At 40.9% G+C, this 24,293-nt stretch carries 24 protein-coding genes and 1 riboswitch; of the genes, 8 read left to right on the plus strand and 16 right to left on the minus strand.

Features of this window, described 5'->3' with window-relative positions; genetic code table 11:
* Window positions 1-790: 790 nt before the first annotated feature.
* The gene (metK, locus tag PSF27_RS07045) at window positions 791-1,942 is read left to right on the plus strand and encodes a methionine adenosyltransferase (protein ID WP_206082725.1); all 1,152 of its coding nucleotides are present in this window, start codon (window positions 791-793) and stop codon (window positions 1,940-1,942) included.
* A gap of 84 nt (window positions 1,943-2,026) precedes the next feature.
* On the opposite strand, the gene PSF27_RS07050 is transcribed toward metK, so the two are convergent.
* The 3 genes from PSF27_RS07050 to PSF27_RS07060 are packed head-to-tail and all read right to left on the minus strand — an operon-like array spanning window position 2,027 to window position 3,207.
* A complete protein-coding gene (locus tag PSF27_RS07050) occupies window positions 2,027-2,437 on the minus strand; it encodes a DUF6691 family protein (RefSeq protein ID WP_206082726.1) in 411 nt (136 codons plus the stop codon).
* A gap of 4 nt (window positions 2,438-2,441) precedes the next feature.
* A complete protein-coding gene (locus PSF27_RS07055; RefSeq protein WP_272681175.1) occupies window positions 2,442-2,879 on the minus strand; it encodes a YeeE/YedE family protein in 438 nt (145 codons plus the stop codon).
* 1 nt (window position 2,880) lies between these two features.
* Entirely contained in the window at window positions 2,881-3,207 is a 327-nt protein-coding gene (locus PSF27_RS07060) for an ArsR/SmtB family transcription factor (RefSeq protein WP_272681176.1), read from the minus strand.
* Between the two features lie 109 nt (window positions 3,208-3,316).
* Between PSF27_RS07060 and PSF27_RS07065 the strand changes: the two genes are divergently transcribed.
* Window positions 3,317-3,850 carry a SprT family zinc-dependent metalloprotease gene (locus tag PSF27_RS07065; RefSeq protein WP_206082729.1) on the plus strand — a complete coding sequence of 178 codons (534 nt, stop codon included), beginning with the start codon at window positions 3,317-3,319 and terminating at the stop codon, window positions 3,848-3,850.
* A 31-nt stretch (window positions 3,851-3,881) separates the two neighbouring features.
* On the opposite strand, the gene PSF27_RS07070 is transcribed toward PSF27_RS07065, so the two are convergent.
* Window positions 3,882-4,952, minus strand: a complete 1,071-nt coding sequence (locus PSF27_RS07070; RefSeq protein ID WP_206082730.1) for a magnesium transporter — start codon at window positions 4,950-4,952, stop codon at window positions 3,882-3,884.
* Window positions 4,953-5,027: 75 nt separating this feature from the next.
* A riboswitch (M-box (ykoK) riboswitch) is annotated at window positions 5,028-5,200 on the minus strand.
* 576 nt (window positions 5,201-5,776) lie between these two features.
* Between PSF27_RS07070 and PSF27_RS07075 the strand changes: the two genes are divergently transcribed.
* A complete protein-coding gene (locus PSF27_RS07075) occupies window positions 5,777-6,013 on the plus strand; it encodes a HEAT repeat domain-containing protein (protein ID WP_206082731.1) in 237 nt (78 codons plus the stop codon).
* Between the two features lie 102 nt (window positions 6,014-6,115).
* Here PSF27_RS07075 and hcr read toward each other — a convergent pair whose 3' ends face one another.
* Both hcr and hcp read right to left on the minus strand, forming a co-directional pair.
* A complete protein-coding gene (gene hcr / locus PSF27_RS07080) occupies window positions 6,116-7,120 on the minus strand; it encodes an NADH oxidoreductase (RefSeq protein WP_272681177.1) in 1,005 nt (334 codons plus the stop codon).
* A gap of 77 nt (window positions 7,121-7,197) precedes the next feature.
* Window positions 7,198-8,850 (minus strand): hydroxylamine reductase, encoded by a 1,653-nt coding sequence (hcp, locus tag PSF27_RS07085; RefSeq protein WP_272681178.1) that lies wholly within the window; start codon window positions 8,848-8,850, stop codon window positions 7,198-7,200.
* Between the two features lie 306 nt (window positions 8,851-9,156).
* On the opposite strand from hcp, the gene clcA reads away from it, so the two are divergent.
* A complete protein-coding gene (gene clcA, locus PSF27_RS07090) occupies window positions 9,157-10,542 on the plus strand; it encodes a H(+)/Cl(-) exchange transporter ClcA (RefSeq protein ID WP_272681179.1) in 1,386 nt (461 codons plus the stop codon).
* A 44-nt stretch (window positions 10,543-10,586) separates the two neighbouring features.
* On the opposite strand, the gene tehB is transcribed toward clcA, so the two are convergent.
* The 5 genes from tehB to PSF27_RS07115 all read right to left on the minus strand — a co-directional run bounded on the left by tehB (window position 10,587) and on the right by PSF27_RS07115 (window position 15,087).
* Window positions 10,587-11,474 carry an SAM-dependent methyltransferase TehB gene (tehB, locus tag PSF27_RS07095; protein WP_206082735.1) on the minus strand — a complete coding sequence of 296 codons (888 nt, stop codon included), beginning with the start codon at window positions 11,472-11,474 and terminating at the stop codon, window positions 10,587-10,589.
* A 120-nt stretch (window positions 11,475-11,594) separates the two neighbouring features.
* A complete protein-coding gene (locus PSF27_RS07100; protein ID WP_272681180.1) occupies window positions 11,595-12,674 on the minus strand; it encodes a linear amide C-N hydrolase in 1,080 nt (359 codons plus the stop codon).
* 179 nt (window positions 12,675-12,853) lie between these two features.
* Window positions 12,854-13,627, minus strand: coding sequence for a topoisomerase IV (locus tag PSF27_RS07105; protein WP_206082737.1), 774 nt, complete (start codon window positions 13,625-13,627; stop codon window positions 12,854-12,856).
* Window positions 13,628-13,937: 310 nt separating this feature from the next.
* Window positions 13,938-14,516 (minus strand): YceI family protein, encoded by a 579-nt coding sequence (locus PSF27_RS07110; protein WP_206082738.1) that lies wholly within the window; start codon window positions 14,514-14,516, stop codon window positions 13,938-13,940.
* Between the two features lie 13 nt (window positions 14,517-14,529).
* Window positions 14,530-15,087 carry a cytochrome b gene (locus PSF27_RS07115; RefSeq protein WP_047756889.1) on the minus strand — a complete coding sequence of 186 codons (558 nt, stop codon included), beginning with the start codon at window positions 15,085-15,087 and terminating at the stop codon, window positions 14,530-14,532.
* A 366-nt stretch (window positions 15,088-15,453) separates the two neighbouring features.
* On the opposite strand from PSF27_RS07115, the gene PSF27_RS07120 reads away from it, so the two are divergent.
* A complete protein-coding gene (locus tag PSF27_RS07120) occupies window positions 15,454-16,083 on the plus strand; it encodes a glutathione S-transferase family protein (RefSeq protein ID WP_272681181.1) in 630 nt (209 codons plus the stop codon).
* Between the two features lie 147 nt (window positions 16,084-16,230).
* Here the strand turns inward: PSF27_RS07120 and PSF27_RS07125 are convergent, their stop codons facing one another.
* Window positions 16,231-16,851, minus strand: coding sequence for a malonate decarboxylase holo-ACP synthase (locus PSF27_RS07125; RefSeq protein WP_272681182.1), 621 nt, complete (start codon window positions 16,849-16,851; stop codon window positions 16,231-16,233).
* Between the two features lie 208 nt (window positions 16,852-17,059).
* On the opposite strand from PSF27_RS07125, the gene PSF27_RS07130 reads away from it, so the two are divergent.
* Entirely contained in the window at window positions 17,060-18,055 is a 996-nt protein-coding gene (locus PSF27_RS07130; RefSeq protein WP_272681183.1) for an FUSC family protein, read from the plus strand.
* Between the two features lie 19 nt (window positions 18,056-18,074).
* Here PSF27_RS07130 and PSF27_RS07135 read toward each other — a convergent pair whose 3' ends face one another.
* Window positions 18,075-18,767 carry a DAPG hydrolase family protein gene (locus tag PSF27_RS07135; RefSeq protein ID WP_272681184.1) on the minus strand — a complete coding sequence of 231 codons (693 nt, stop codon included), beginning with the start codon at window positions 18,765-18,767 and terminating at the stop codon, window positions 18,075-18,077.
* A 91-nt stretch (window positions 18,768-18,858) separates the two neighbouring features.
* Here PSF27_RS07135 and PSF27_RS07140 point away from each other — a divergent pair, with 91 nt between their 5' ends.
* Both PSF27_RS07140 and PSF27_RS07145 read left to right on the plus strand, forming a co-directional pair.
* Entirely contained in the window at window positions 18,859-19,500 is a 642-nt protein-coding gene (locus PSF27_RS07140) for a TetR/AcrR family transcriptional regulator (RefSeq protein ID WP_272681185.1), read from the plus strand.
* A 129-nt stretch (window positions 19,501-19,629) separates the two neighbouring features.
* The gene (locus tag PSF27_RS07145) at window positions 19,630-20,271 is read left to right on the plus strand and encodes an NAD(P)-dependent oxidoreductase (RefSeq protein ID WP_206082745.1); all 642 of its coding nucleotides are present in this window, start codon (window positions 19,630-19,632) and stop codon (window positions 20,269-20,271) included.
* A 181-nt stretch (window positions 20,272-20,452) separates the two neighbouring features.
* Here the strand turns inward: PSF27_RS07145 and iolB are convergent, their stop codons facing one another.
* From iolB to PSF27_RS07160, 3 genes are all read right to left on the minus strand, one after another.
* The gene (gene iolB, locus PSF27_RS07150) at window positions 20,453-21,283 is read right to left on the minus strand and encodes a 5-deoxy-glucuronate isomerase (protein ID WP_272539098.1); all 831 of its coding nucleotides are present in this window, start codon (window positions 21,281-21,283) and stop codon (window positions 20,453-20,455) included.
* A gap of 174 nt (window positions 21,284-21,457) precedes the next feature.
* Window positions 21,458-22,351 (minus strand): myo-inosose-2 dehydratase, encoded by an 894-nt coding sequence (iolE, locus tag PSF27_RS07155; RefSeq protein ID WP_206082747.1) that lies wholly within the window; start codon window positions 22,349-22,351, stop codon window positions 21,458-21,460.
* A gap of 30 nt (window positions 22,352-22,381) precedes the next feature.
* Complete coding sequence (locus tag PSF27_RS07160) at window positions 22,382-24,286, minus strand: bifunctional 5-dehydro-2-deoxygluconokinase/5-dehydro-2-deoxyphosphogluconate aldolase (protein WP_272539096.1); 1,905 nt, start codon at window positions 24,284-24,286, stop codon at window positions 22,382-22,384.
* Between the last annotated feature and the right edge of the window lie 7 nt (window positions 24,287-24,293).

Raw genomic sequence — 24,293 nt, forward strand, 5'->3', positions numbered from 1 at the left:
TAAAAAGTGCTTAGAATTCTAAACAGTGACAATATACGACCTTAAGCTGACAAATTAATGACTCAGCCTTGAAGGTGTATTAAAGATGTGACGGTAACTTCGTGATGAAGTAAAGAATGACAGGAAAGTAAACGCCAAAGTCACACGGCGATCCGCATATGACGGTTGGATACTGTTATTCAGTAGATTATGGATCATTCCCCATTAACCCCCAATATAACTGTTTAGCCCCTTCAGATTTCAATGTTGTAGCACTATTTTGGCAGGCTGACCTGTTGATTTAAGCTATATCACCTTGTGTTTTATTGAAATTCAAAAGTTTATAAACATTCCTGATAGATAGTAGGCGCTTTATTTTGACCTACTGGTATATAACGGGAAAAAACAACCATCCGTTACGGTCGCAGTTTATACATCTATTGGACGCAAAAAGCAAAAGCAAAATGCCGAAATTGCGATAAAATTTTAACGGCAATAAATCGAGCTATTAATCACGGCGACCTATAAGCAAAAAATAGCTCATCGATATAATATTATTCACCCTAAATGGTTTTTAAGTGAAAAACAGCCAAATAAAATAAACCTCCCTTTCCTTAAGGATTTAAAGCGATTTTGCTTAGTTTATGACGTGTTAGTAGGGATTACGCCTAGGGGGTGATAGTTAATTTGTGCCTCTATTCGTTTTTTGTATAAATACAGGTAGAAATTTTTACTTCATAGGACTAAAATAGCCGTCTAGATGTTAAAACATCCAATTATAAATTCTGCGAATTCTTAAGGTATTAAACTCATGGCTACACATCTCTTTACTTCTGAGTCTGTATCAGAAGGGCATCCAGACAAAATTGCGGATCAAATCTCTGACGCAGTACTTGATGCTATTCTTGAACAAGACCCAAAAGCTCGCGTTGCCTGCGAAACCTACGTCAAAACAGGTATGGTAATGGTCGGGGGAGAAATCACCACCAGTGCTTGGGTTGATATTGAAGAAATCACACGCAAAACGGTTCGTGAAATTGGTTACACCAGTTCAGATATGGGCTTTGATGCCAATTCTTGTGCTGTTTTAAGTGCGATTGGTAAGCAGTCTCCTGATATCAACCAAGGTGTTGACCGTACAGACCCATCAGAACAAGGTGCGGGTGACCAAGGCCTGATGTTTGGTTATGCAACCAATGAAACTGATGTGCTAATGCCAGCGCCAATTACTTATGCACACCGCTTAGTTCAACGCCAAGCAGAAGTGCGTAAAAATGGTACATTGCCATGGTTGCGTCCAGACGCGAAAAGCCAAGTCACCTTTAAATACGATAACAACAAAATTGTGGGTATCGACGCCGTTGTTTTATCCACTCAGCATTCTGAAGATATCCAACAAAAAGAACTGCATGAAGCGGTGATGGAAGAAATCATCAAGCCCGTTCTGCCAGCAGAGTGGTTATCAAAAGAAACGAAATACTTTATTAACCCAACAGGCCGTTTTGTTATCGGTGGGCCAATGGGTGACTGTGGCTTAACAGGCCGTAAAATTATCGTTGATACCTACGGTGGTATGGCACGTCATGGGGGCGGTGCGTTTTCTGGTAAAGACCCATCAAAAGTTGACCGTTCAGCAGCCTATGCAGCACGTTATGTTGCAAAAAATATTGTTGCGGCTGGCCTGGCTGATCGTTGTGAAATCCAAGTGTCTTACGCGATTGGTGTTGCTGAGCCAACCTCTATTATGGTGGAAACCTTTGGTACAGCGAAAGTTGATGAGACTTTACTTATCCAATTAGTGCGTGAGTTCTTTGACTTACGTCCTTATGGTTTGATCAACATGCTTGACCTACTACACCCTATTTATCAGCAAACTGCGTCTTATGGCCACTTTGGCCGCCCACAATTCCCGTGGGAAAAAACAGACAAAGCAGAAGCTTTACGCGAAGCTGCTGGTCTGTAATACATCGAACTAAAACGTATTACACAAAAACCCATCATAGTGATGGGTTTTTTATTGCTTGTGACTTAAACCCTATAAAATGGCTTAGGATTTTTGGCTAAATTGGTAAACGGACATCCCTGCAATCATTGCCAGCGTAAAAATAATTCCTTGAGTGATCCCCAAGCCAGTTAATAATAATGCAGGTCCTGGGCAAATCCCTGCAAGTCCCCAACCAAGGCCAAATACCGCACTCCCAGCCAACAACTTTTTGTCTATTTTTTGATTAGTTGGAATTTGCAACGGGCAATTTAACACACTCACACGGCGCTTTTTCACCCATGCATAAGAAACTCCGCTAATCGCCATCGCAACAGCCATCGTCACCAGTAATGAAGGATCCCAATTTCCAGTGATATCTAAGAATGCTAAAATTTTGGCTGGATTTCCCATCCCCGCAAGCACTAACCCCAAGCCAAATAAGACCCCTGAAATTAAGGCAATAAGAATTGGCATCAGTTTACCCCCCTAACCCAAAATGATTAGAAATCGCAACGGTCACAAAAGCAACAATCATGAAAATCAACACCGCGACAATTGAGCGACGGGAAAAACGCGCCATACCACAAATGCCGTGTCCACTTGTACAACCGCTCCCTAAGCGCGTGCCAAAGCCAACGAATAAACCCGCGATGATCAAAATAGGCGTACTTGCCGCGATATTGACTTCAGGTGTATAAGCAAACCACGTAAATAAAATCGGCGAGATAATAATGCCCAAAATAAAGGCAACCTTCCATGCGGTGTCCCCTTTAGTCGGTTTTAAGATCCCTCCCAAAATACCGCTAATCCCAGCAATTCTGCCGTTAAAAACCAACAAAATTGCCACAGCGGCACCAATGAGTACCCCGCCGATTGCAGCTGAGACTGGTGTGAAATTTGCCCAATCAATACTCATCTTATTTATCCTGCACGGGGCAATAAAGTTGATATAACGTATTGAGTAACGTGAATAATTTTTCATCAGCAATTGCATAATAAATGCGTTTGCCCTCACGGCGAGTTTTCACAAGCCCATCATTACGCAACACAGTAAGTTGCTGGGATAATGTAGGTTGTTGGATACCGAGTTGTTGCTCCAAATCGCTGACGCAAGCCTCCCCTTGAGTCAATTGGCACAATAAAATTAGCCTATCTGGGTTACCCAACGTTTTTAATAAGGAAGCCGTTTGTGATGCCGCCTGTTTCATAGCTGAAAGCTGCTGTTCCGATGTGATATTATTCATACAGTCACTTATATTTAACAATATTATATATAAATACAATATATTATTTAATATAATAACTGTCAATTTTTACTTGTTTGAAAGCAACTGCATCACGTATTCTTAACTAATGAAAACCATTCGAGTCCCCATATTCCTACAGCAGCACGTTATGCGAGTTCTACGCGAAAAGCTGGCCCTTGCTGAACAAAAACTGGAACAAACATTTCCTGAGCCCGCTGTTAACTACAAACAGCGAGGTACCACGGCGGGTAGCGCTTACCTGAAAGAGTGGGAAATTCGCCTCAATGCAACTCTACTGATTGAAAACACAGAAAAATTTATCGATGAAGTCATCCCTCACGAACTTGCACACTTGTTGGTATACCATGTGTTTGGGCGTAAAGGTGTTGCCCCCCATGGAAAGGAATGGAAATGGATGATGCAACATGTATTAGAGGTTGATGCGAAACGCACACACAACTTTGCCGTTGCAACGGTAAAAAGCAAAACATTTGCCTATCACTGCGCTTGCCAAACCGTACATCAATTAACCATTCGTCGCCATAATAAAGTGGTACGAGGGGAAAACCAATATTTGTGCCGTCAATGTGGGGAGATTTTAAAACAAGAAAAATTAATCGAAACTGCGGCAGAAAACTGATTTCCTGCCGCATCAAATTTGAGGCGAGTGCTTAAGCGAACTCCGTCATCACTAATTTAGCAATTTCAAAGTAAATGATTAATCCAGTTCCATCGATAAAGGTCGCGATAAACGGTGCAGATACCACGGCTGGGTCAACTTTCATTTTCTTTAAAACCATTGGAATAATTGAAGAAACAATCGCACTCCACATTGTAATCGCGACGATAGTTAAGCTCACCACGATAGTCACTTCATGGCCAACACCTAAAATCCAAGCACGGATTAGGGCTGCGCCGCCAATAGTAATTGCGACTAAAAACGAAGTTGAAACCTCTTTTTTCAGGACTGTGCCTAAATTACGCAAACTCACCTCGCCCAATGCCATCGCACGGACTAACGTTGAGGTAATTTGTGTTCCACTGTTACCCCCCGTTCCAATTAATAATGGAATAAAGAAAGCCAGTGAAATTGCGGCTTCAAGTTGTTCTTCAAATGCTTTTAGTACTGTTCCTGTGTATGCTTCCGCCACAAACAACATTAATAACCAAACCACACGCTTACGCCATAATGTGACTGGGCTTGTGGTTAAGTAAGGTTCATCAAGTGGTGTGGTTGCGCCTTGTAACTGCGCATCAAGTGTATTCTCATCTTCAATCAGTTCTGCGATATCTTGCGGACGCAAAACCCCCATTAACTTGCCAAATTGCACCACTGGGATCATATCTAACCCACTATGGTTAATCAGGTCATAAACATCATGACGAGATTGTTCAGGCGCAACTGAAAAATAATTGTGACGCATAATATCTGACACAAATAAGTTTTCAGGTGATGCTAATAATGATTTAACTGAAAGAATACCATTTAAATAATTGTCGTTATCGACAACAAATAAATAGGTGGGGATTTGCTCGCCCTCAAGGTGCTCAATAAGGTTTTGTTTTACACAAGCAATTGAATCTGCGACAGAAACTGGCAAATATGATTGGCTCATATATGCGCTGACTGTGGCGTCATCGATTTTTGGTTGTTGTGTATTGTTGCCTTTGAGGCGTGCGTCTTTCATCGCGGATTGAGCAATGGCAACTGCTCCCGCTTTGTTCTGGGTAGTGAATGTCATTTTTTTTAGTCCCTAGTTACTGTTGGTTACTCAAACAGTACTCACATAGGGGCGAAACCAGATGAGAGAATGCGAAAGCTATCTCTTCGTCTCGGTTTTAGCACTATACAACGTATCCTGTCTTTAACAGGAAGTTACATGGGGATATACCTTCGGTCGATATATCCTGTCCTAATCTTGGGCGTCTCTCGACGTCGTCAGATCAGTAACCTATGTTTGTATAGGAGCCTCGCCTAACGAGATACTGCACTTTGGATGCGGCGCGAATTATACCCACTGAGAAATTAATTACCACCCTATCCCTACGGTTTTTTACGCATTGAAAACTTACCGTTTAGGTCTCGTTTAAGTTAATGTTTAAAATAAACTAATAAAGTAACAAAATGTAATTTTAAATAATTTTCATTACTTTTCTATTAACAGTTAGCATAAAAAATAAATAGTCATGTGGAAAATTAAAAATGTATTTAAAATAATCGTTAACGTTTTTTATATTATACAAAGAAAACAATGACCAAACTTCATGACTACAGCCTATTTCAGCTTTTCAAGATAGATTCGCCCCATTTAATATAATGTGAACTCATATAGCGAGTAAGATAAATCACTCATACTATTATATCTTGCAACCCTTTCTTTCGCCAAAGTAAAAAAAACAGAAATTTAGGTATGAAAATTTACTTATGAGACTATTTAATTCCAAAAAGTAACATAATGGCACTTTTTAAATTTTATATAAATGTTTTTTTATTTTAATTCAGAATTAAATATCAACGGATTTATCTTAAAATAAATCAAGATTTATTAACCGTGAAAATTTTATTATGGATAAAGTAATTGTAGGAATGTTAACTAGCTTAACATTTCGTGTAAATGATGAAATAAAAATCGCGGCGATTTCCGCTTTAGGAGATTTTAAAGCAACGATTGAATATAATGATGCCATTATAAGAATCATAGACTTGTGCCAAGATCCGAATAAGGAAGTTGCTGTTTCAGCGATCAATACATTAAGTAAGTTATCGGTGTATTTTATACAAACCCCACTATTAGAACATTAAATTTTACTCTTATTTTATGTATTGTAAATTTTAAATACCTTTTATATGGAATACTGTCCCATTAAATAACACATGAGACAGTATATTATTATTTAAATAACATTAGGCTATTTCAGTGTCGCCTTGTAATTGACAACTACATGCTAAAACATACCCTTCTGCTATTTCAGCAGCGGTCAATGTCATTGTACTTGTTGTTGTATAATGGCCTGATAATACTTTTGTCTTGCAACTTCCGCAAACACCTGCACGGCATGCAGCAATAACAGGCTGTTTATTTTGTTCTAATGCAGACAATAACGAAATCCCCACAGGCACTTTAAAATCAGCGAGGCGCTGGCGAATTTTAAGCGTCAGCACATCTTCGCTATTAACCACTTCTGGCTCAGTTGAAAAACGTTCCATAAAAAAATGTTCGGCAGGTACACCTAAATTAGCCGCAAATTGCTGAGCATTTTTCATATAAGGAACTGGCCCACAAGTCATCACTACCCGTGAAGCAATATCGGGGACTAATGCTTGTAGTTTTTCTTCATTTAATCGACCTTGGGCTAACTCCCCATTATCTGGCGTTTCAGCCATAATACATAACTGTAAACGTTCTGGGTATGCACGTGTCAGTTGTTGCCATTCCTGCGCAAATATAACTTGCTTGTCGTCTCGCACATTAAATAATACTTTAACATGCGTTTCTGGACGATTGGCCATCAACCAGCGTGTCATTGACATAATTGGCGTCACGCCACAACCCGCAGCAAGCATTAGATATTGTTGGCTTTTCACATTTGCACAGGTAAATTCCCCTTGAGCTTCAGACAACCAGAGGTAATCCCCAGGCTTCACTGCACGAGTTAACCAGTTAGAGCCCATACCATCCTCTAATCGCCTAACGGTAATTGAAATATAACGGCTTTGACCTGGTGATGAAGAGAGAGTGTAAGCCCGCATGACATCATCACTATTTTTAATACTAACCAATGCATATTGCCCTGGTGAATACATATAAAAATCATGATTAATTAAGTTGATCGTCCAAACATCCGATGTTTCTTGAATAATCGAATGAATTTGCATTCTATTCGGACATAAACTACTTGGCATTGTCATCGCACGACTCCTTTAAAGGGGCTTTCGCCCCTCTCTTCTCATATCTGTGTTTAGGCTTGTTATGTTTTTCTAGCTAATTATGCAGGTAAGATTTCAGCCAAATCTTGCTCAACTGTCGTAATGCTACGCATTCCAAACTTCTCATTTAATACATTGAGTAAGTTTTCAGTTAAGAAACCAGGTGCACTTGGGCCGGTATAAATGTTTTTCACGCCAAGGGCCAGAAGGGTTAATAAAATCACGATGGCTTTTTGCTCAAACCACGACAAAATTAAACTCAGCGGTAAATCATTGATACCACATCCCAGTTTTTCTGATAAATTCACAGCAAGCATAATCGCTGAGTAGGCATCATTGCACTGACCCACATCAAGTAAGCGTGGTAAGCCTTCTAGGGTACCAAAATCTAATTTATTGAAACGATATTTACCGCAAGCCAGTGTTAAAATCAGGCAATCTTTAGGTACTGCACGTGCAAAATCAGTGTAATAACTTCTTTCATCACGGCTGCCATCACACCCTCCAACAAGGAATACATGACGTAATTTTTTCTGTGATACTAAATCAATTACCGCGTCTGCTGCACTTAACAGGGTTTGGCGACCAAAACCAACCGTAATTTTGTGTTCGATTTCGGTATATGGGAAACCCGCTAATGATTGTGCTTGCGCGATCATTTCTGCGAAATCATCACCCTCGAGGTGTTTTGCTCCAGGCCAACCGACAATACTGCGAGTCCAGATCCGGTCTTTATAATCCCCCACATCTGGGTCAATAATACAGTTTGAAGTCATCAATACAGGGCCTGGGAACTTCGCAAACTCCACTTGCTGATTTTGCCAACCGCTACCGTAGTTACCCACTAAGTGTGCGTATTTTTTCAGCTCAGGGTAACCGTGAGCAGGTAACATTTCACCGTGGGTATAGATATTAATCCCTGTTCCTTCCGTTTGTTCTAATAGCATTTTTAAGTCTTTCAGGTCGTGACCTGAGATTAAAATACATTTCCCTGCAACAGGGCGAACATTAACTTCCGTCGGCGTTGGGTGACCAAACTCGCCAGTTTCACCTGCATCTAAGATTTCCATGATTTTGAAGTTCATCAAACCAATTGCCATGGAATTATTGAGCAGTTCATTCATATCAGCAGGTAATGTACCAAGCCAAGCCATAATTTCATGATATTGACCATAAACATCATTATCATATTGGCCTAAAACATGTGCGTGCTCCATATACGCTGCCGCACCTTTTAAACCATACAAGCAGAGCATACGCAGACCATGGATATCCTCACCCACTTGTGCTTTATCGATATCTAATGCAAATTTTGCCGCTTGTGCTTGTAGTGTCGGGATGTCAGAGCCATCTAATTGTAAATTAATGAGTGGATGATTAAATGCGACTGCGCTATTCACAGATTGGCAGTGTTTAATTAATTTATCGCGTAAATAAATCGCTTCACGTGCATAACCAATAATACGGTCTGAATCAAAGTTCACGTTGGTTAACGTGGAGAAAAATGCGCGGGGTGCAAAGCTATCGATATCATGATCAATAACACCTAAAGTCCGTGCAGTAACCGCACTCGCAGATAAACTTTGCAATACAGCAACTAATAAATCTTGTAGATCAGACGTTTCAGCTGTTTTACCGCACATACCCTGCGCGTATGCACAGCCATTTCCAGCTGGAGTTCTAATTGTTTGTTCACATTGCACACAGTACATGTTGTTCGCCTCTTAAAGTTGCATTTAAAATACAACATTAAGATTACGCTCTTTATTAGAATAAAAAAGAGACATTTCAGGTTATCTAACCATTTATTGATCTATATTAATATTCAATGTTAATGAGAACTATTCACGTCAATTAAAGTATGCTAAATAAACAAATTCGCCTTTTTTTGTGTTACTTTTTGTTCCTTTCAGCCTACCTTATGAAAAAAATCATTTCCTATGATGGTTTTCGAGTAAGCCTTGGTATACTAAATATAAGTGGTTGTTATTTGGTCGTAATTAGAGAATCCAATAAAGATGATACAGGCAAACGCGTCCCAAAAATCTCCCCCGTCTTCAGCAAAAGGGTTATTCACACGAATAAAAAGCTCAGACAAGACGCCATTAAAGATCCTATTACTGTCCGCCATTATTGGCGCATTTGTAGGATTAGTCGGCTCTTTATTTGAAATGGGCACAACATGGGTCAGCAACATTCGAGTTCAATCGGTAGATGAACTTGTTGATAACAAGTGGCTGGTTGTTGTAACCATGTTTTTTGTTTCCGCCATTTTAGCGATGATTGGCTATTACCTCGTAAAACGCTTTTCTCCAGAATCTGGAGGGTCAGGGATCCCTGAAATTGAAGGCGCTTTACAAGATTTACGCCCTGTCAGGTGGTGGCGAGTGATCCCCGTAAAATTTATTGGTGGCCTTGGCACATTGGGTTCAGGAATGGTTTTAGGCCGTGAAGGCCCAACGGTACAATTAGGCGCAAATATTAGCCAAATGTTCTATGACCTTTTTCGCTTAAAGGATAATGAATCCCGCCATACTTTATTAGCTTCAGGGGCAGCAGCAGGTTTGGCCACTGCGTTTAATGCCCCCCTTGCAGGCATATTATTCATTATCGAAGAGATGCGCCCACAATTTAAATACAGTTTAATCTCCATTAAATCGGTGTTTATTGGTGTAGTGACTGCCACAATTGTTTACCGCTTAATCAACGGTGAAGCTGCTGTACTCAATATTGGACAATTTTCTGCTGCTCCGATGAATACCCTGTGGTTGTACCTTATTTTGGGTATGTTATTTGGCATTATCGGCATTTGTTTTAACCACTTCCTGCTGTTCTTACAAAGCCAGTTTCAACGTTTTTACCAAAATAAACTTTCTCGTTTTGTCATGATAGGCGGTTTAATCGGTGGCCTTTGTGGCGCAATTGGTGTTTACATGCCTGAAATTGTGGGTGGCGGTTATGCCGTGATCCACCAGATGGTTGCTGGTAGTTTTACCGTCACCTTATTATTATTGTTTTTTGCACTGCGTTTTCTGACGTCGACCATTAGCTTTAGTTCAGGTGCACCTGGTGGGATTTTTTCACCTTTACTCGCTTTAGGTACATTATTTGGAGGGATTTTTGGTTACAGTGCATTAGCGCTTTTTCCTGAATACCAAATCGAAGTGGGCACATTTGCCATCGCTGGAATGGGTGCTTTATTTGCAGCAACAGTAAGAGCCCCATTAACAGGGATAGTCTTAGTTTTAGAAATGACCAATAATTACCAATTAATCCTACCGATGATTATTACCTGTATTGGCGCCACTATGATGGCTCAATTCTTAGGCGGTAGACCGCTATACGCTGTCTTATTAGAAAGAACCTTAGCACGTAGCGAGAAAGAAAAAGCAGCAAACGCATAACTCTTGTGTAAAAAAGGGGGCTTTAATTAGCCCCCTCATCTTAATTATTTCTTTTTAGCAATTAGCGTCGCAAAATTTAATTTAATGCGGTTACCTTGTGCATCTGTACGATGTAAATGCCCAGGATTTTCATTGTATTTTAAGATATCCCAATCTTGGTAATAACCCTCTAATTCACCTGGTTTTAAGAAACACTTGAATGGTACTAAATCCAATGGTGCATCTGGCGTTTCAACTGCGCAGACAATCACATTGACTCCACCAGATAACGTGTGTTCTTGCATGTTTCTCACCACATCAGTAATTTTTTCTCGCTGTAAGAACATCAATACCACAGTAGAAATAATTAAATCGTAATCACCTTGAATTTGGTGACTATTGATGTCATAAACTGCGGTATTAATATTATCAATACCTGCTTGTTTTTTAACAAAATCAATTGCCTGAATATGTTGCGGATTGATATCAACCGACGTGACATCATACCCTTGCAATGCAAGATAAAAACTGTTTCGCCCACGTCCTGAACCAAGATCCAGCGTTTTACATGGCTTAGCAAGATTATTTTCACACAGATAACGCACTTCAGAATGTGGGGTTGTTAAACCGTATTCTTTATAAAACTTAAGTTCAGGCTTACACATAAATGAAAGCTGGCACTGCATATCATCGCTACATTTAGAAATGCGGTGCCAAACTTGTGGCTCAATTATTGGTGGCTGGTTATTTATATCAAACGTGAAATGTTGTTCACTACCATCATCATTAAAAATGATGAAATCTAAAGAGCCTTGCAGCACCTTCAATTGCGCATAAGAATCTTCTTTTGTGTTATGACGTTCTTGAAACATTAAAGGAAGAGACGCTTTATCCCAGACAGGCATGGTCTTGTAACACACTAGCTCGTTCATATCATCACCAATAAGTTGCATTTTAAATACATCTTATACTGTTAGTTTATTATCTGCAAAGTATTCATCAATAAATTACTGAGGCTTTGATACATATCAACCTACAGCAATTACCGTAGGTTGATACCCCAAGATTGGACACTAATAACCTAATTGTTTTGCGCTAAGCCCTAAGAACTCAAATGGTTTTGTCACCACATAATTATTAGTGGCATCCCCTGAATAGATATGACTTTGCTCTTCACCTAGATCCAACTTTTTCACTTTTCCAGTCTCAGCCGAAAAATCGATTTTCGCTAAATCCGTCCAAAAAATATTAGGCGTGAGTGCAGACTCAAAAAAGTATAATTGACGCTTATGATCTACAAGGGTACGCCAACGAGTTGAGGAGATTTCAGGGGAAGATTCAGAACTTAGACCATAAGGTACAGAGACGTTACGGATCACCCCAAACACACTCGCAACCGCTTTATTTGCCGTGGTATTTTGAGGGATGGCATTGACATAAAACTGAGCACGAGCGAACCTGTCTGCTGATCGGTTAGTACCTGGTAACATCACAGTGCCACCAATACCTTGCCAATATTCCTGCATTGCCAGTTGTTTTTCATAGGTTGGTGAGTTGGTCATGACTTGATATTGACGGCTGTGATGAATAACTTGCTTGCCATCAATATATTCAATGATTGCACTATCACCGCTAGCATCAGAAATCGATAGATGTAAGGTGGCTAAACGGTCTTGGCCAGGAACATTATCAGTGGCCACCAGCAATGGATTTTTTTCAAGCGCCTCAACGGCCTCGGCGACAGTCGCATAGTTGTCTAAAACATATTGCGCCCATAGTGAAATTGATAATGCAGGTTGTTTGTCATTGACTTGCGGATATTTAGATTCTGCTAGCCACAATAGATTGGCAACTAAACCTTCTTCATTAATACCATCAGTGGTCGAAATATCGTACCCTGAAGCAATCACACTGCCGTATTTCGATTTCCATTTCACTGAATTCGGCCCCGCTACACCATCCCGCGCCATACCACGTGGAAAGATCCAAAGATTAGTGCCGATATCATATTTCCAGTCCATGGTTCGCCCTGTCATGATTTGCTCATTTTCCCCTAAATACACAACACGGGTACAAGCTTGGCTAACCACGGCTGGCAAAGAAATTGCCGCTAGGGTAATGAGGGCCACAATACTTTTTTGAACGAACTTCATGCCACCTCCAAAAGAGATAAAACTAACAGATTGATATAGTAAGCATACTACATGAATGCAGATAATAAGTTTTGCACAGATAAAGTATAAAAAATGGCAGGAGATGTGAATAAAATAAATGTAATAATTAATAATACGTAATAGCACCCCATTAAGAGGTGCGACTATTTAACCTAAAACTAATTATTCACCGATGAAAATAAAGAACGTAATAATGCGGCTTTTTTCCCGTTATCAGGGATAGCAAGAATTTCATCATAAAAACTGATGGATATTTGGCAAGCAAGTGCAGGGGATTTTTTACCAGCCTCTAAATTCCCAAGAATTGCAGCATCTGCACCATATTCAGCACTCAGACCAGCGGCTAATTGGCTGAGTGTTTCCGTATATTCAGTGGGTGACATTAACGCCTGAGTTTTACCTGCTTCACTGGAAATCAATAATTCATTGGTCGCTTGAATTTGCTTCAATAATACTGCTTGGCTTTTTTTCGGTGGAATGATTTCAGCCGTTTCTCTTAAATGTGGAAATAGTGAATAAAAACAGGTTTTCCCTGTAGGGTCTTCTTCCAATAAAACTTTAAGATAATCATTAACCTTACTGGTAAAATTAATCACTGCATCATCAGATGCGTATTCCATTCGTTCTAAGACCAGTTTCATCACACTACCGACAACTTGGTCGAATAATTGGCGACGAATATCTTCGTTTTCAGGGTAGTATTGTGTAATCAGGTGTTCAAAGCTTTGATAGGTTTCAGGGCTGATTTTTTTCACCGTCGCAATAATTGGCAGCTCTTTCTCAGCTTGCGCTAACGCTTCCGAGTGGATAGCGGTATTATTGTCTGTAGATAACACATTGTTATCTTTACTTAACCAGTAAAAACCGACTGCAAATGCAATAAATATAATGCTAACTATCAATGCGGTTTTACGTGAACTATGTGTATTCAAAGTCGCCCTGCCTTTTCTTAATAAAACGAATAACTACTCTCATTTTCACGTTATTACGTTACCTTTTCGTCACATTCAATCACCCAAAGACATTAAGCCTCTTAGGTAATTATAGTGCGCATTACGATAACATTCTGAATTAACCTGAAAAAAGTGATATTGGCTATTTTAGCCTGTATCAATGCGGGCTAGCTATAGGAATAAGGGAAATTGCGAGGGAAAAAAGAGAGGAATTGCCACAAAAAATCAATTCGTTCTTTTATGAAAAAACACCCTCAAGGTTTATTTCCCCGAGAGTGTTGTCATAGAATTATTTAGTCTGAACGCCTTCAACTGAAATTAACAGTTGAGCTTCTTGGGATTTAGGCCCCAAATCAGACTTAATATTAAACTCTTTCAACTTAATGTTACCTTGCGCTTCGAAACCTGCACGGTATCCACCCCATGGATCTTTACCTTCCCCCATGAGTTTTGCATCTAACGTAATTGGTTTCGTTACACCATTTAAGGTGAAATCACCCGTAATTTTGTAGGCTTCACCGTCTTTTTTCACTTCCGTTGAAACGAATTTCGCTTCTGGGAATTTAGAGGCATTTAAAAAGTCTGCGCTGCGTAAGTGTTTATCACGCTCTGCATGGTTAGTATCGATGCTGCCTGTTTTAATCGTCACTTCAACTTTGTCTTTTGATGGGTCTTTTGCATCATAAGTAAAGTTACCATCAAAATCTTTAAAACTGCCGTATACCCAGCTATAACCTAAATGCTGAATACGGAATTCGATGAAAGCGTGTTGGCCTTGCTTATCAAATTGATAAGTTTCAGCAAGTGCAGAACCTGCCGTTAAAAATAGAGCACCAGAAGCCAGACCAAGAACCGTTTTCTTCAACATAATTATCTCCACGTTACTTATCGGGATTAAAACCCAACATTCTTTTTAATGTAATATCACGATCAAAGATGTGATGTTTAAATGCAGCAAACGCATGTAAAACTGACAATAAAACTACCGCCCAAGCGAGGTACAAGTGAATTTCACCTGCGGTATCCGCTTGTGTTGCAGCGCCAGTAAATAAAGCGGGAACATCAAACCAACCAAATACGCTGATTGGCTGTCCATCAGCGGTCGAAATTAAATAACCGCTAATCAAAATACTGAATAAAATAATATAAATCAGAATTTGAACAGTAATAGAACTGACTTTAGTTAATTTACTGTAACTTGATAATGGCTTTGGTGGCGGTGAAATAAATCGCCAAATCACACGAAATGCCATAACAATAAATAATAATATTCCTATACTTTTATGAATTTCTGGTGCTTGGTGGTACCAACTATCATAATAGCCCAGCGTCACCATCCATAAACCTAAAGCAAACATTCCATATACGACAATTGCGACTAACCAGTGGATGAGCAGCGAAATGTGCCCATAACGGGTTGTATTATTTTTCCATTGCATGATAAAAAACCAGTTAGAGATGAAGGTGATATTTAATTAACTAAGCCGTAATAATCATAAGGTGAAATTAATTTTATTCCTATCCCAAAGTTAGACAAATATTTTGTTGAAGATATTCAAATACGATCACCATTATAAAAAATAGTTTATTATTCCATTTTGTCTATATTAAATAATAAAATTTGAATAAAGTTTTTTCCAGTTTTGTAAATCACTATGACAGTTTATTTTTTAATAGTGTTATTCATTCTATCTTATTCTTATTCGTTATATTCTGTTTAGCGATAAAAAACATTTGTAGACCCATCATCTTCCTTTTACATTGGTATTCTCTCTTCCCTACTTTTTTGATGAGCAGGTTCGCCTATGTACACACTTTGGATTGCTAACAAAAATTACTCTTCTTGGTCATTACGTCCTTGGGTTTTATTAAAAACGTTGCAAATTCCTTTTGAGGAAAATATCTGTTTTTTTGAAAGCGGCAGAAGCAGTCATGATAAATTTAGCCGTTTTTCTCCGACGGGGTTAGTCCCTTGTTTAGTGGATGGGAAACAAACCGTTTGGGACTCTTTAGCGATTTGCGAGTATGTGGCAGAAGATCACCCCCAAGTGTGGCCAACAGGCCGTTCAGCTAGGGCTTGGGCTCGTAGCGCCAGCGCTGAAATGCATTCAGGTTTCACTGCCTTACGCCAACAATGCCCAATGGATGTTTCTCGCAATGCACCATTAACTGAAATATCTCGTGAGTTGCAAGCAGACATCGATCGAGTTTCACAGTTGTGGCAAGAAGGGCTGGAAAAATTTAGCGGCCCTTGGCTGGCTGGAAATGAATTTACAGCGGTAGATGCTTTTTATGCCCCTGTCGCATTTCGTATCCACAGTTACCAGTTGCCAGTTAATGCAGCGGCACAACAATGGGTTGCCCGTATGCTGAGCTTGCCTGCGATGCAAGAATGGCGACAAGCTGGCATTCAAGAGCCCCATATCGACCATTAAAAAAGTAGCGCAGAGTCTTTTTTCTCTGCGCTATTTTCAACCGATTATTGTTCGGTAAAAAATCACCTGCACGAGCATCAAAATTAATTATTAAACAATGTGTTTAACAAACAAACGAGTTGCGTGCATTTTTACGACAAACACAATTTAAACTGTTTCATCCCAGGGATCTGCTGTCATCACATCACCTTGTGGTGTATGCAATGTCACCTGGTCATTTTTAAACCACTCCGCTAATGAAAATCCCCCTTTCGGCGTTTCCACATGAATATCGATGGGGCAATAAGGTGTATTCGCTTTGATGGCAAATTCAGCAAAATCTTCTTTTTGATGGCGCGTTGGGCAGCGCAGTACTACATCGAGGTCGCAATCGGACAGCATGCTTTGAATATCCGTTGCCAACGTATAGGCACAGCTCCCCGCTACGCCCCATTTCCACGGCCATTTGGTTTGTGAAATTAGCCATAAAACCTGTACAGGTGGCAATGCAATAAACATCGACCGTTGTAATTCAACGGAATCAGCCACCAATGATTCCACATTCATAATGTGAGTGATTGCTGATTTTTTGATTTGTGTCGTAGCACGTTGATGCGGCTTAATACCCCGTATTGCGACTGTCACATAACCGTCTTCTGCCTTATCACGGTACACCGTCAGCGGCAATTTGCTATTCCACTGTGCGCCAACCCATTCAGGGAGTGATTCTATCTCGACATCTTCATTACTGCCGACCCAAACAAAATCATGAGGATTGATTATTTGCATTTTTTTACCTTTATGATTGTTACGACTGCTCTTTGTCTATTATGCCTTTTTTGCTATATAAAAACAGAAGTTACCTCGACTTTGCTTTGGCAATATCATTTATATCCAATCTGATAAAATACATATTCTCCCTTGTAATCCCATGATGCTTATTATTTAATTACCTTAATAATTAATAAGTTAAATATCGGTTTATGAGCGTCGTATTATGAGAACATTTCCAGCTATTCACGATGGGATAACCTTTACCAGTTGCATACTTTTCAGTGCGGCAACCGCTTTTGCAATTTTAGATGCGCAAGCGGCTATGTGGGCGGCCTTCTCAACCTTATATTCCTTTAATTTATTCAATGCTGCGAAAGAATATAAAAATTATACTTATACCGCGTTTTGTTTATTGATGATCTTAGTGGCAATTTTTATTGGCGATACCCTGCGTCTTGGTACTGCTTTTTATCTTTACCTGGCAGTCTTTTCGTTCATTTATTATCAATTGTACGGCACCGATCCCGCCATGGATTTAACCATGAAATTTATGATTATCATGTCAACTATTGGGACGATTTTACCCGATATTTCTAAAAGCTTAGCGCTGGGATTTATTATTGGCAGTACAGTAACACTGATTACCTATTATGTTCTTAGCCACAAAATGACGCGCCACAGTGTGGTCACCAGCGCCTTAGTTGAACGCAATTTATTTACCTTGCGTAAAAATATTATCCCACGGTCAATGACCTATGCACTGGGATTATTACTTGCACTTGCGATCCCACGGTTTATCGACCTCGGGCACTTTTATTGGACACTACTGACTTTTGTGTTTGTTTTGCACCCCAAATCACAAAGCATTATTAAGATTACCTTGCAGAGAGTCTTAGGCAGCCTGATTTCTGTTTTACTACTCTATTTTTTATTTAATACTCCACTCATGCCGTATATCGGGTTAATTGCGATGGTCGTTTTTGCTTTTTTAATGCCAATGAGTTTCCATCACGGGTATACCTTTATGACTTTTGTTGTAACGAGTTTGATACTCTCCGTGCTTGAACAAGTGGTGTATTGGCGCCATCCAACCTATGAATTACTGTTCGACCGCGTATTAGAAACCGCATTGGGCGGTGCAATTGCCATTGTGACGAGTATTATTTTGAAATTGTTCCGTGAGGGAAGCTCAACTGGGCAAACCGTGGAAAAAGGTTAATTTTCCACGGCGGCCGCATTTACCAAGGCAGAGGGGCTTTCTCATTATTCGCGTGTTCTCCGTAATATAATGACGGTAAGAAACGCGATAAATAAGTAAATTCGTTATAACAATGGCGCATTAATTCAAGCCCGATATTGTCAGGTAATTCATTGATAGGGTCAGCTAATGAAGCGCCCAGTAAAAAACGGCTCAGCAAAACGCAGCCAAACTCGGTATCTCGCGTAATGTGCATCATTTTGCCATCGACTGGGTAACCTTGAGCATCCATCAATACATTGTTCCCAAAACCAATTGAAGCACAAACTGCCCCCGAGATTGATTGGTTTTCAATCGCTTGTTTCAGTGCATTTGAGTCAAAAAAGTCACTGGCTTCGCGAAATTTCAATTTAGCGGCAACAGGGGGGATCTCCCCTAATGATTCAACCGCATGAATTGATGCACCAATATAACTTTCCCCTTTTTTCCACTTGTCATCCCATCCATGGTGGGCAACATGGTCATGGGGATGCCACCAGCGGATGTGCTGCGTTGTTTCAAAAAAAGTAAACCACCACTCCACCATTCGGCCTTTACAACCGTGTAAGTCCGTTCGAACTGCAACAGTAAGTAACCCATTTTCAACCCTTTCAATTCCCATCTCTAACCGTAATGGTGCAGGTAACAGTATGTCATTTACATTTTCGACGGCCCAAGCGGTATTCATTTTCATCTTTCACCTCAATTGGGAAACTTTATTTGTTTCCTAATTATATTTGAGCTAAAATACGCCTAAGTCAAGCACAAAAAATAGAGCGCCATTTATGCAAAAAGATGAACCGAGCAAATCGACACGCGGTAGACCCAGTGTTCCTGAAGCTGAATTAAAAGAAAAAATTATTCAGGCCACAGCGCAATCTCTCCTTGAGGAAGGTTACTTATCCACCACCATTGATACGGTGGCAAAACGAGCAGGTGTGGCGAAAAAGACTATCTACCGCTTTGTTGATAACCGCGAAACGTTAATTGAGATGGTGATTTTGAGTTGGACAGACAGCTTTGTTCCCCTGTTTGAGCAAGAAGCACAATCAACCGATAACTTTTTTGCCTTGCTTACCCAAAACCTCAATGCAATTGCACAAAAAGTATTGTCTTATGAAGCCGTTGGGCTCTTTCGTTTATTGCAAACCGATTTCAAACAAAAACACATTTTGCTCGATAAATACCAAAAAAGTGGTATCGAACGCAGCCGCCAACTGTTGACGCAGTGGTTAGTTCGCCATAAAGAAAAGCAGCTTATCAAACAAGCGGATTTTGTGGTGTTCAGCGATTTAATCTTATCCATGGCCATCGCCGAACCATTGAGGCAGATTTCCTTAGGGCTCTCCCCTGTGGGGTTAACACCCACAATTGAAGCGAGAACAGAGCAAGTCGTTGCCCTTTGTAAACACGTATTGCATCCATAAAAACTGGCGAATGATATCAAGAAAATGCATTAAGTACATTCCGCAGAAGATAAATCTGCCCTATACTTTAATGAGATGATATTTACAAAATCAATCAAACAACAGTGTGTCACACACTAGGGGTTCCGTATGAAAATATCGATCATTGGTGCGACTGGTTTTGTGGGAAAAGCATTAGTTGCAGAAGCGCTGCGACGCCATCACCAAGTGACTGCCATTTCTCGCCATAGCAACACCCTGCCGCAACATGCTCATTTGATAACAGAATCTGGGGATATTACCGATGTGGCTTGGCTAACGTCTCGCCTTAAAGGCCAAGATGTGGTGATCAGTGCATTTAACGGTGGCTGGCAAAATCCGAACTTGTACCAAGACACGGTTACAGGGAACAACGCCATTTTGCAGGCGGTACAAAAAGCCGCGGTAAAACGCTTTATTGTGGTAGGCGGTGCAGGCAGTTTAAAAATCGCGCCTAATTTGGATTTAATCGACTCCCCTGATTTCCCAGCTGAAATTAAACCTGGCGCACAAGCCATGCGCGAGTTTAAAAGCCAATTGCAAACCATCGATACCCTTGACTGGACTTATGTGTCCCCCGCAGCCATGTTAGAACCTGGTGAACGTACAGAAACGTTCCGTTTGGGTGGTACTGAATTGTTGATGAACGGTAATGTGCCTGCGAAAATTTCGGTCGAAGACTTTGCCGTTGCTGTCCTTGATGAAGTCAATAATGCCCAATTTGTTCGCCAACAATTTACAGCGGCTTATTAATCACAGATAAAAAAGCCGGTAAATAATTTACCGGCAAAATAGATAACAGATTTGGTGCTTATACTCTAAATCATTCGAGTTGCATGTAGGCGGCTATCTGAGAGTAGCCAACCCCCATGCAGCGCGAAGGATAACGAGCATACAACTTTATTTCACTTTATTCACAACTACTGGTAACAACTTACTGCCCTTTGTGCTTGGCGGCATACACATCACTATTGACCCAATTATGGTCTTTTTCCCATGTGAATAACCACTTACGTGTTGGCCCTGCCATCACATTTAAATAGTAGTTATCGTAGCCTGCCATGGTTGCCATTGGGTGATATCCTTTTGGCACCATAACCACATCTTTGTTATACACCGCCATACACTCGTCTAACTCACGGTCGTCAGTGTAAACACGTTGCATACAGAAACCTTGTGATGGGTTCAATCGGTGATAATAGGTTTCTTCTAAATAAGTTTCATTGGGTTCATTATCGGTATCATGTTTATGGCTTGGGTACGAGCTGGTACACCCTTCATCCGTAAATACTTCCACGACTAATAAACTATCTGCCGCTTTATCGTCTGGTAAAATATTGTGAACATAACGTTTGTTATAACCATGGCCACGTTGCTCAGCACCAATATCATCGGGCCCAATTAAACGGGTTGGATAAGTCCCTTTGCCTTTCGCACTACAAACAGCAAGCTCCAATGCTGTTTCGGCTTTAACTTCTGCAAATTCTTGCGCTGTTACATACACTGCATAGGGTTTTTTACGCTCAAATGGATCCATGCGGTCGCCGATATTTTCAAACGCTTGATTTGGCGTTTTGATCGTCGCCTTACCTGCCACTAAGACTAAACACATTTCATTTTCAGAGGCAGGCAAGGAAATGGATTCACCTTGTTTCAGTTCATACACATCAAAGTGTACATATCCCCAGTTGGCAATCTGCGGCGTGATATGCTGAGTACGCTTATGTGCATCTGGAGCATGGTATTTCGACAATAATTTTGACATAACTTTCCTCTAGCTTTTTCAAGTTGCCTGCTAATACTCGCAACCTGTTTAATGAAATTTTTAACGTTCAGCTTTTCAACTCCCATACGTGAAGTCGTTCAGTCTGTGGCACAAGTATATGAACTGTGTGGTCGAGTGCAGACACCAACACCACGGACTGAATATAAAGCTGAGTTAGATTAAACCGGCTTCTTTAGCCAACTTAGATAAATTATTGTACCCAAGTGTTGCATATGTCAGTGGGTGTGCAATTGCTGGGTCTTGCTCCGCTTCTACCACTAACCAACCATTTTCATATTGGCTATTTTTCAATACTTTGAAAACTTCTGGGTAGTTAACACAGCCATCGCCAGGTACTGTAAAGACCCCTGCCAGTACCGCATCTAAGAAGCTTGTTTTACGGTTTTTCACATCGTTAAGTACGTCAGCACGAACGTCTTTACAATGTACATGGTTAATACGTTTAGCCCAACGTTTCGCCACTTCAACAGGGTCTGCCCCTGCAAACGTTAAGTGACCCGTATCAAGCAATAAACCGACTTCATCACCCGTATATTTCATTAGGTTATCCACATCTTCGGCTGATTCAATCACGGTACCCATATGGTGATGATAGGCAATTTTAACGCCTTGGGATAACGTATATTTCGCAAATTCCGTCAGTTTCTTACCGTATTCTTCCCATTTGTCCGCAGGGAACAGTGGGCGCATATGCACAGGCTTATTTTGATCCCCATGAATACAATGGGTAACCTCAGCGAATACCATCACTTTCGCACCAAGGTCGCGTAGTAGCGCTAAATGGCCTTGGACGGCTTCAATTTCTTCTTCTACACTGCGGGTTAATAGCTCACCCGAATACCAGCCTGAAACTAATTGTAAATCGTGTTGTTTTAAAATTGGCCCTAAAACGTCGGCTTTACGGGGAAATTTATTTCCCAATTCAAAGCCTGCAAACCCTGCCTGACGGCCTTCTGTCAAACAAGTTTCCAGTGACGTTTCCGCCCCCAGAGTGGGTAAATCATCATTGGTCCATGTTAAAGGGTTGATACCAAGTTGGATTGCCATGATGAAGCTCCTGTGTAGGTAAGAGGGATATTATTTACGCTGACGCCATAGGGCTATCAGGTTTAAATAGTTTGTTTTAATTTTCTGCACTAGCTCGTCATCATTTAGCTCGCCTTTCATCCATTCTAAGGAGGGTTTACCAAACAATGTGCGACCTACTGCGAATCCTTTAACAATTGGTTTTCCTGCTGCGGCATTAAAACCTGCTTGTAACTCATCTTGCGGTGCATCTAACCCTAATAACACCACGCCGCGGCAATACGGGTCACGCTCTTGAATTAAAGCATCCACCGCATCCCAATTTTCCGCTTTCAGCGGTGGCAGCTTCCACCAATCAGGCTTAATACCTAGGTTATAGAAGCGTTTGATGGCGCGTAAATACAGCTCGTCAGTACGTTCCATATCTGCAGGTAAAATCACTTCAAGCAATAATTCATGGCCAGATTGGCAACATGCGCTATACACTTCTTGCACCGTTTTTTCTTGTTCTAAACGCAGAGGGTGGTTATCTTCTGGGTGGAAGAACACCAAACATTTCACGATATGCTCTTTCGGCCAGCTAATCAGTTGTGAGCCAATATTGCCATGCTCTAAACATAATGGCCTTGATGCTGGTAATTCAATTGGGCGACCAATCCACCAGCCACGACCTGTCACATCATTGAGTACATCTTGCCCAAAGGTACTGTCACACAGTAAACCAGCTTTACCTTGTAAATTCGCTTCTTGCGACACTTCAAGGCTGGCGCGGAAAATCAGTTTTTTCAGATGAGGGATGCAGGAAATATCTGCTCCAGCAGCACGCGCCATATCCACAAACTGAATACGATGGTCAAATGCCATCACACAAAGTTCATTCCACTGTGTGCTGCGTGTGGTGACTCGGTGTAGATGATTTAATATTGGATCAAGATCTGGGCGTGGCACTGCGGCAGCTCGCTGAAGATAGTTATCCAACTCAACCTTTGTTGGCATTGCTGGCGCACAGCCGTGGCGTGAAACCACCAGCGCACCACAAGCATTCGCATAGGCACAGGCTTTTTCCCAACCATCACCATTTAGGTAGCCCCGCAGCAAGCCTGACATAAACGCATCTCCCGCACCTAACACATTAAGTACGTCAACTCGAACACCGTGAACCGTAATGCCTTCGTCCAAAGTCTCTGGGATAGCGCCACTGAATACCGAACAACCTAATGAACCGCGTTTACACACTAATTCAGCATCCGTTAGTCTACGGATATTTTTCAGTGCTTGAATGGTGTCGGTTGTTCCCCCTGCAATGTGAAACTCTTCTTCAGTTCCCACAATTAGGTCAAACATCGATAACACATCTTGCAGTTGCTGCGTCACACTGTCTGAGGCAATAAAGCGGGTTTCGCCATCACCCAAAGAGGTTAACCCCCACAATACTGGCCGATAATCGATATCAATCGCAGTCTTCACATTATTGTGCTTCGCATATTCCAACGCTTTCAAAACTGCTGCGCGAGTTTTTGGGTTCGATAAATGCGTACCTGTGATCGCTAAACAACGGGAAGAGGCGATATATTCCTCAGTAAAATCATCTGGCGTAATAGCCATATCCGCACAATTATCACGATAGAAAATCAGCGGAAACGTATCTTGGTCTTTGATCCCTAAGATCACTAATGCCGTTAGTCTGTCTTTATCCGTGATCAAATGGCTCGTATCGCACCCTACGCGTTGCAGTTCCTCACGTAGAAAGCGCCCCATATGTTCATCCCCCACACGGGCTAACATCGATGATTTCAAACCTTGTATTGCTGTACCAAATGCAACATTACCTGATGAGCCACCTAAATATTTGGCAAATGTACTCATGTCTTCTAAACGAGAACCTATCTGTTGTCCGTACAGGTCAACGGCAATACGGCCCATACAGATAACATCTAACTTCTTCTGCTTATCCATTAATCAC

Origin of the sequence: Providencia sp. PROV129, assembly GCF_028482245.1 — a bacterium.
Lineage (GTDB): Bacteria > Pseudomonadota > Gammaproteobacteria > Enterobacterales > Enterobacteriaceae > Providencia > Providencia vermicola.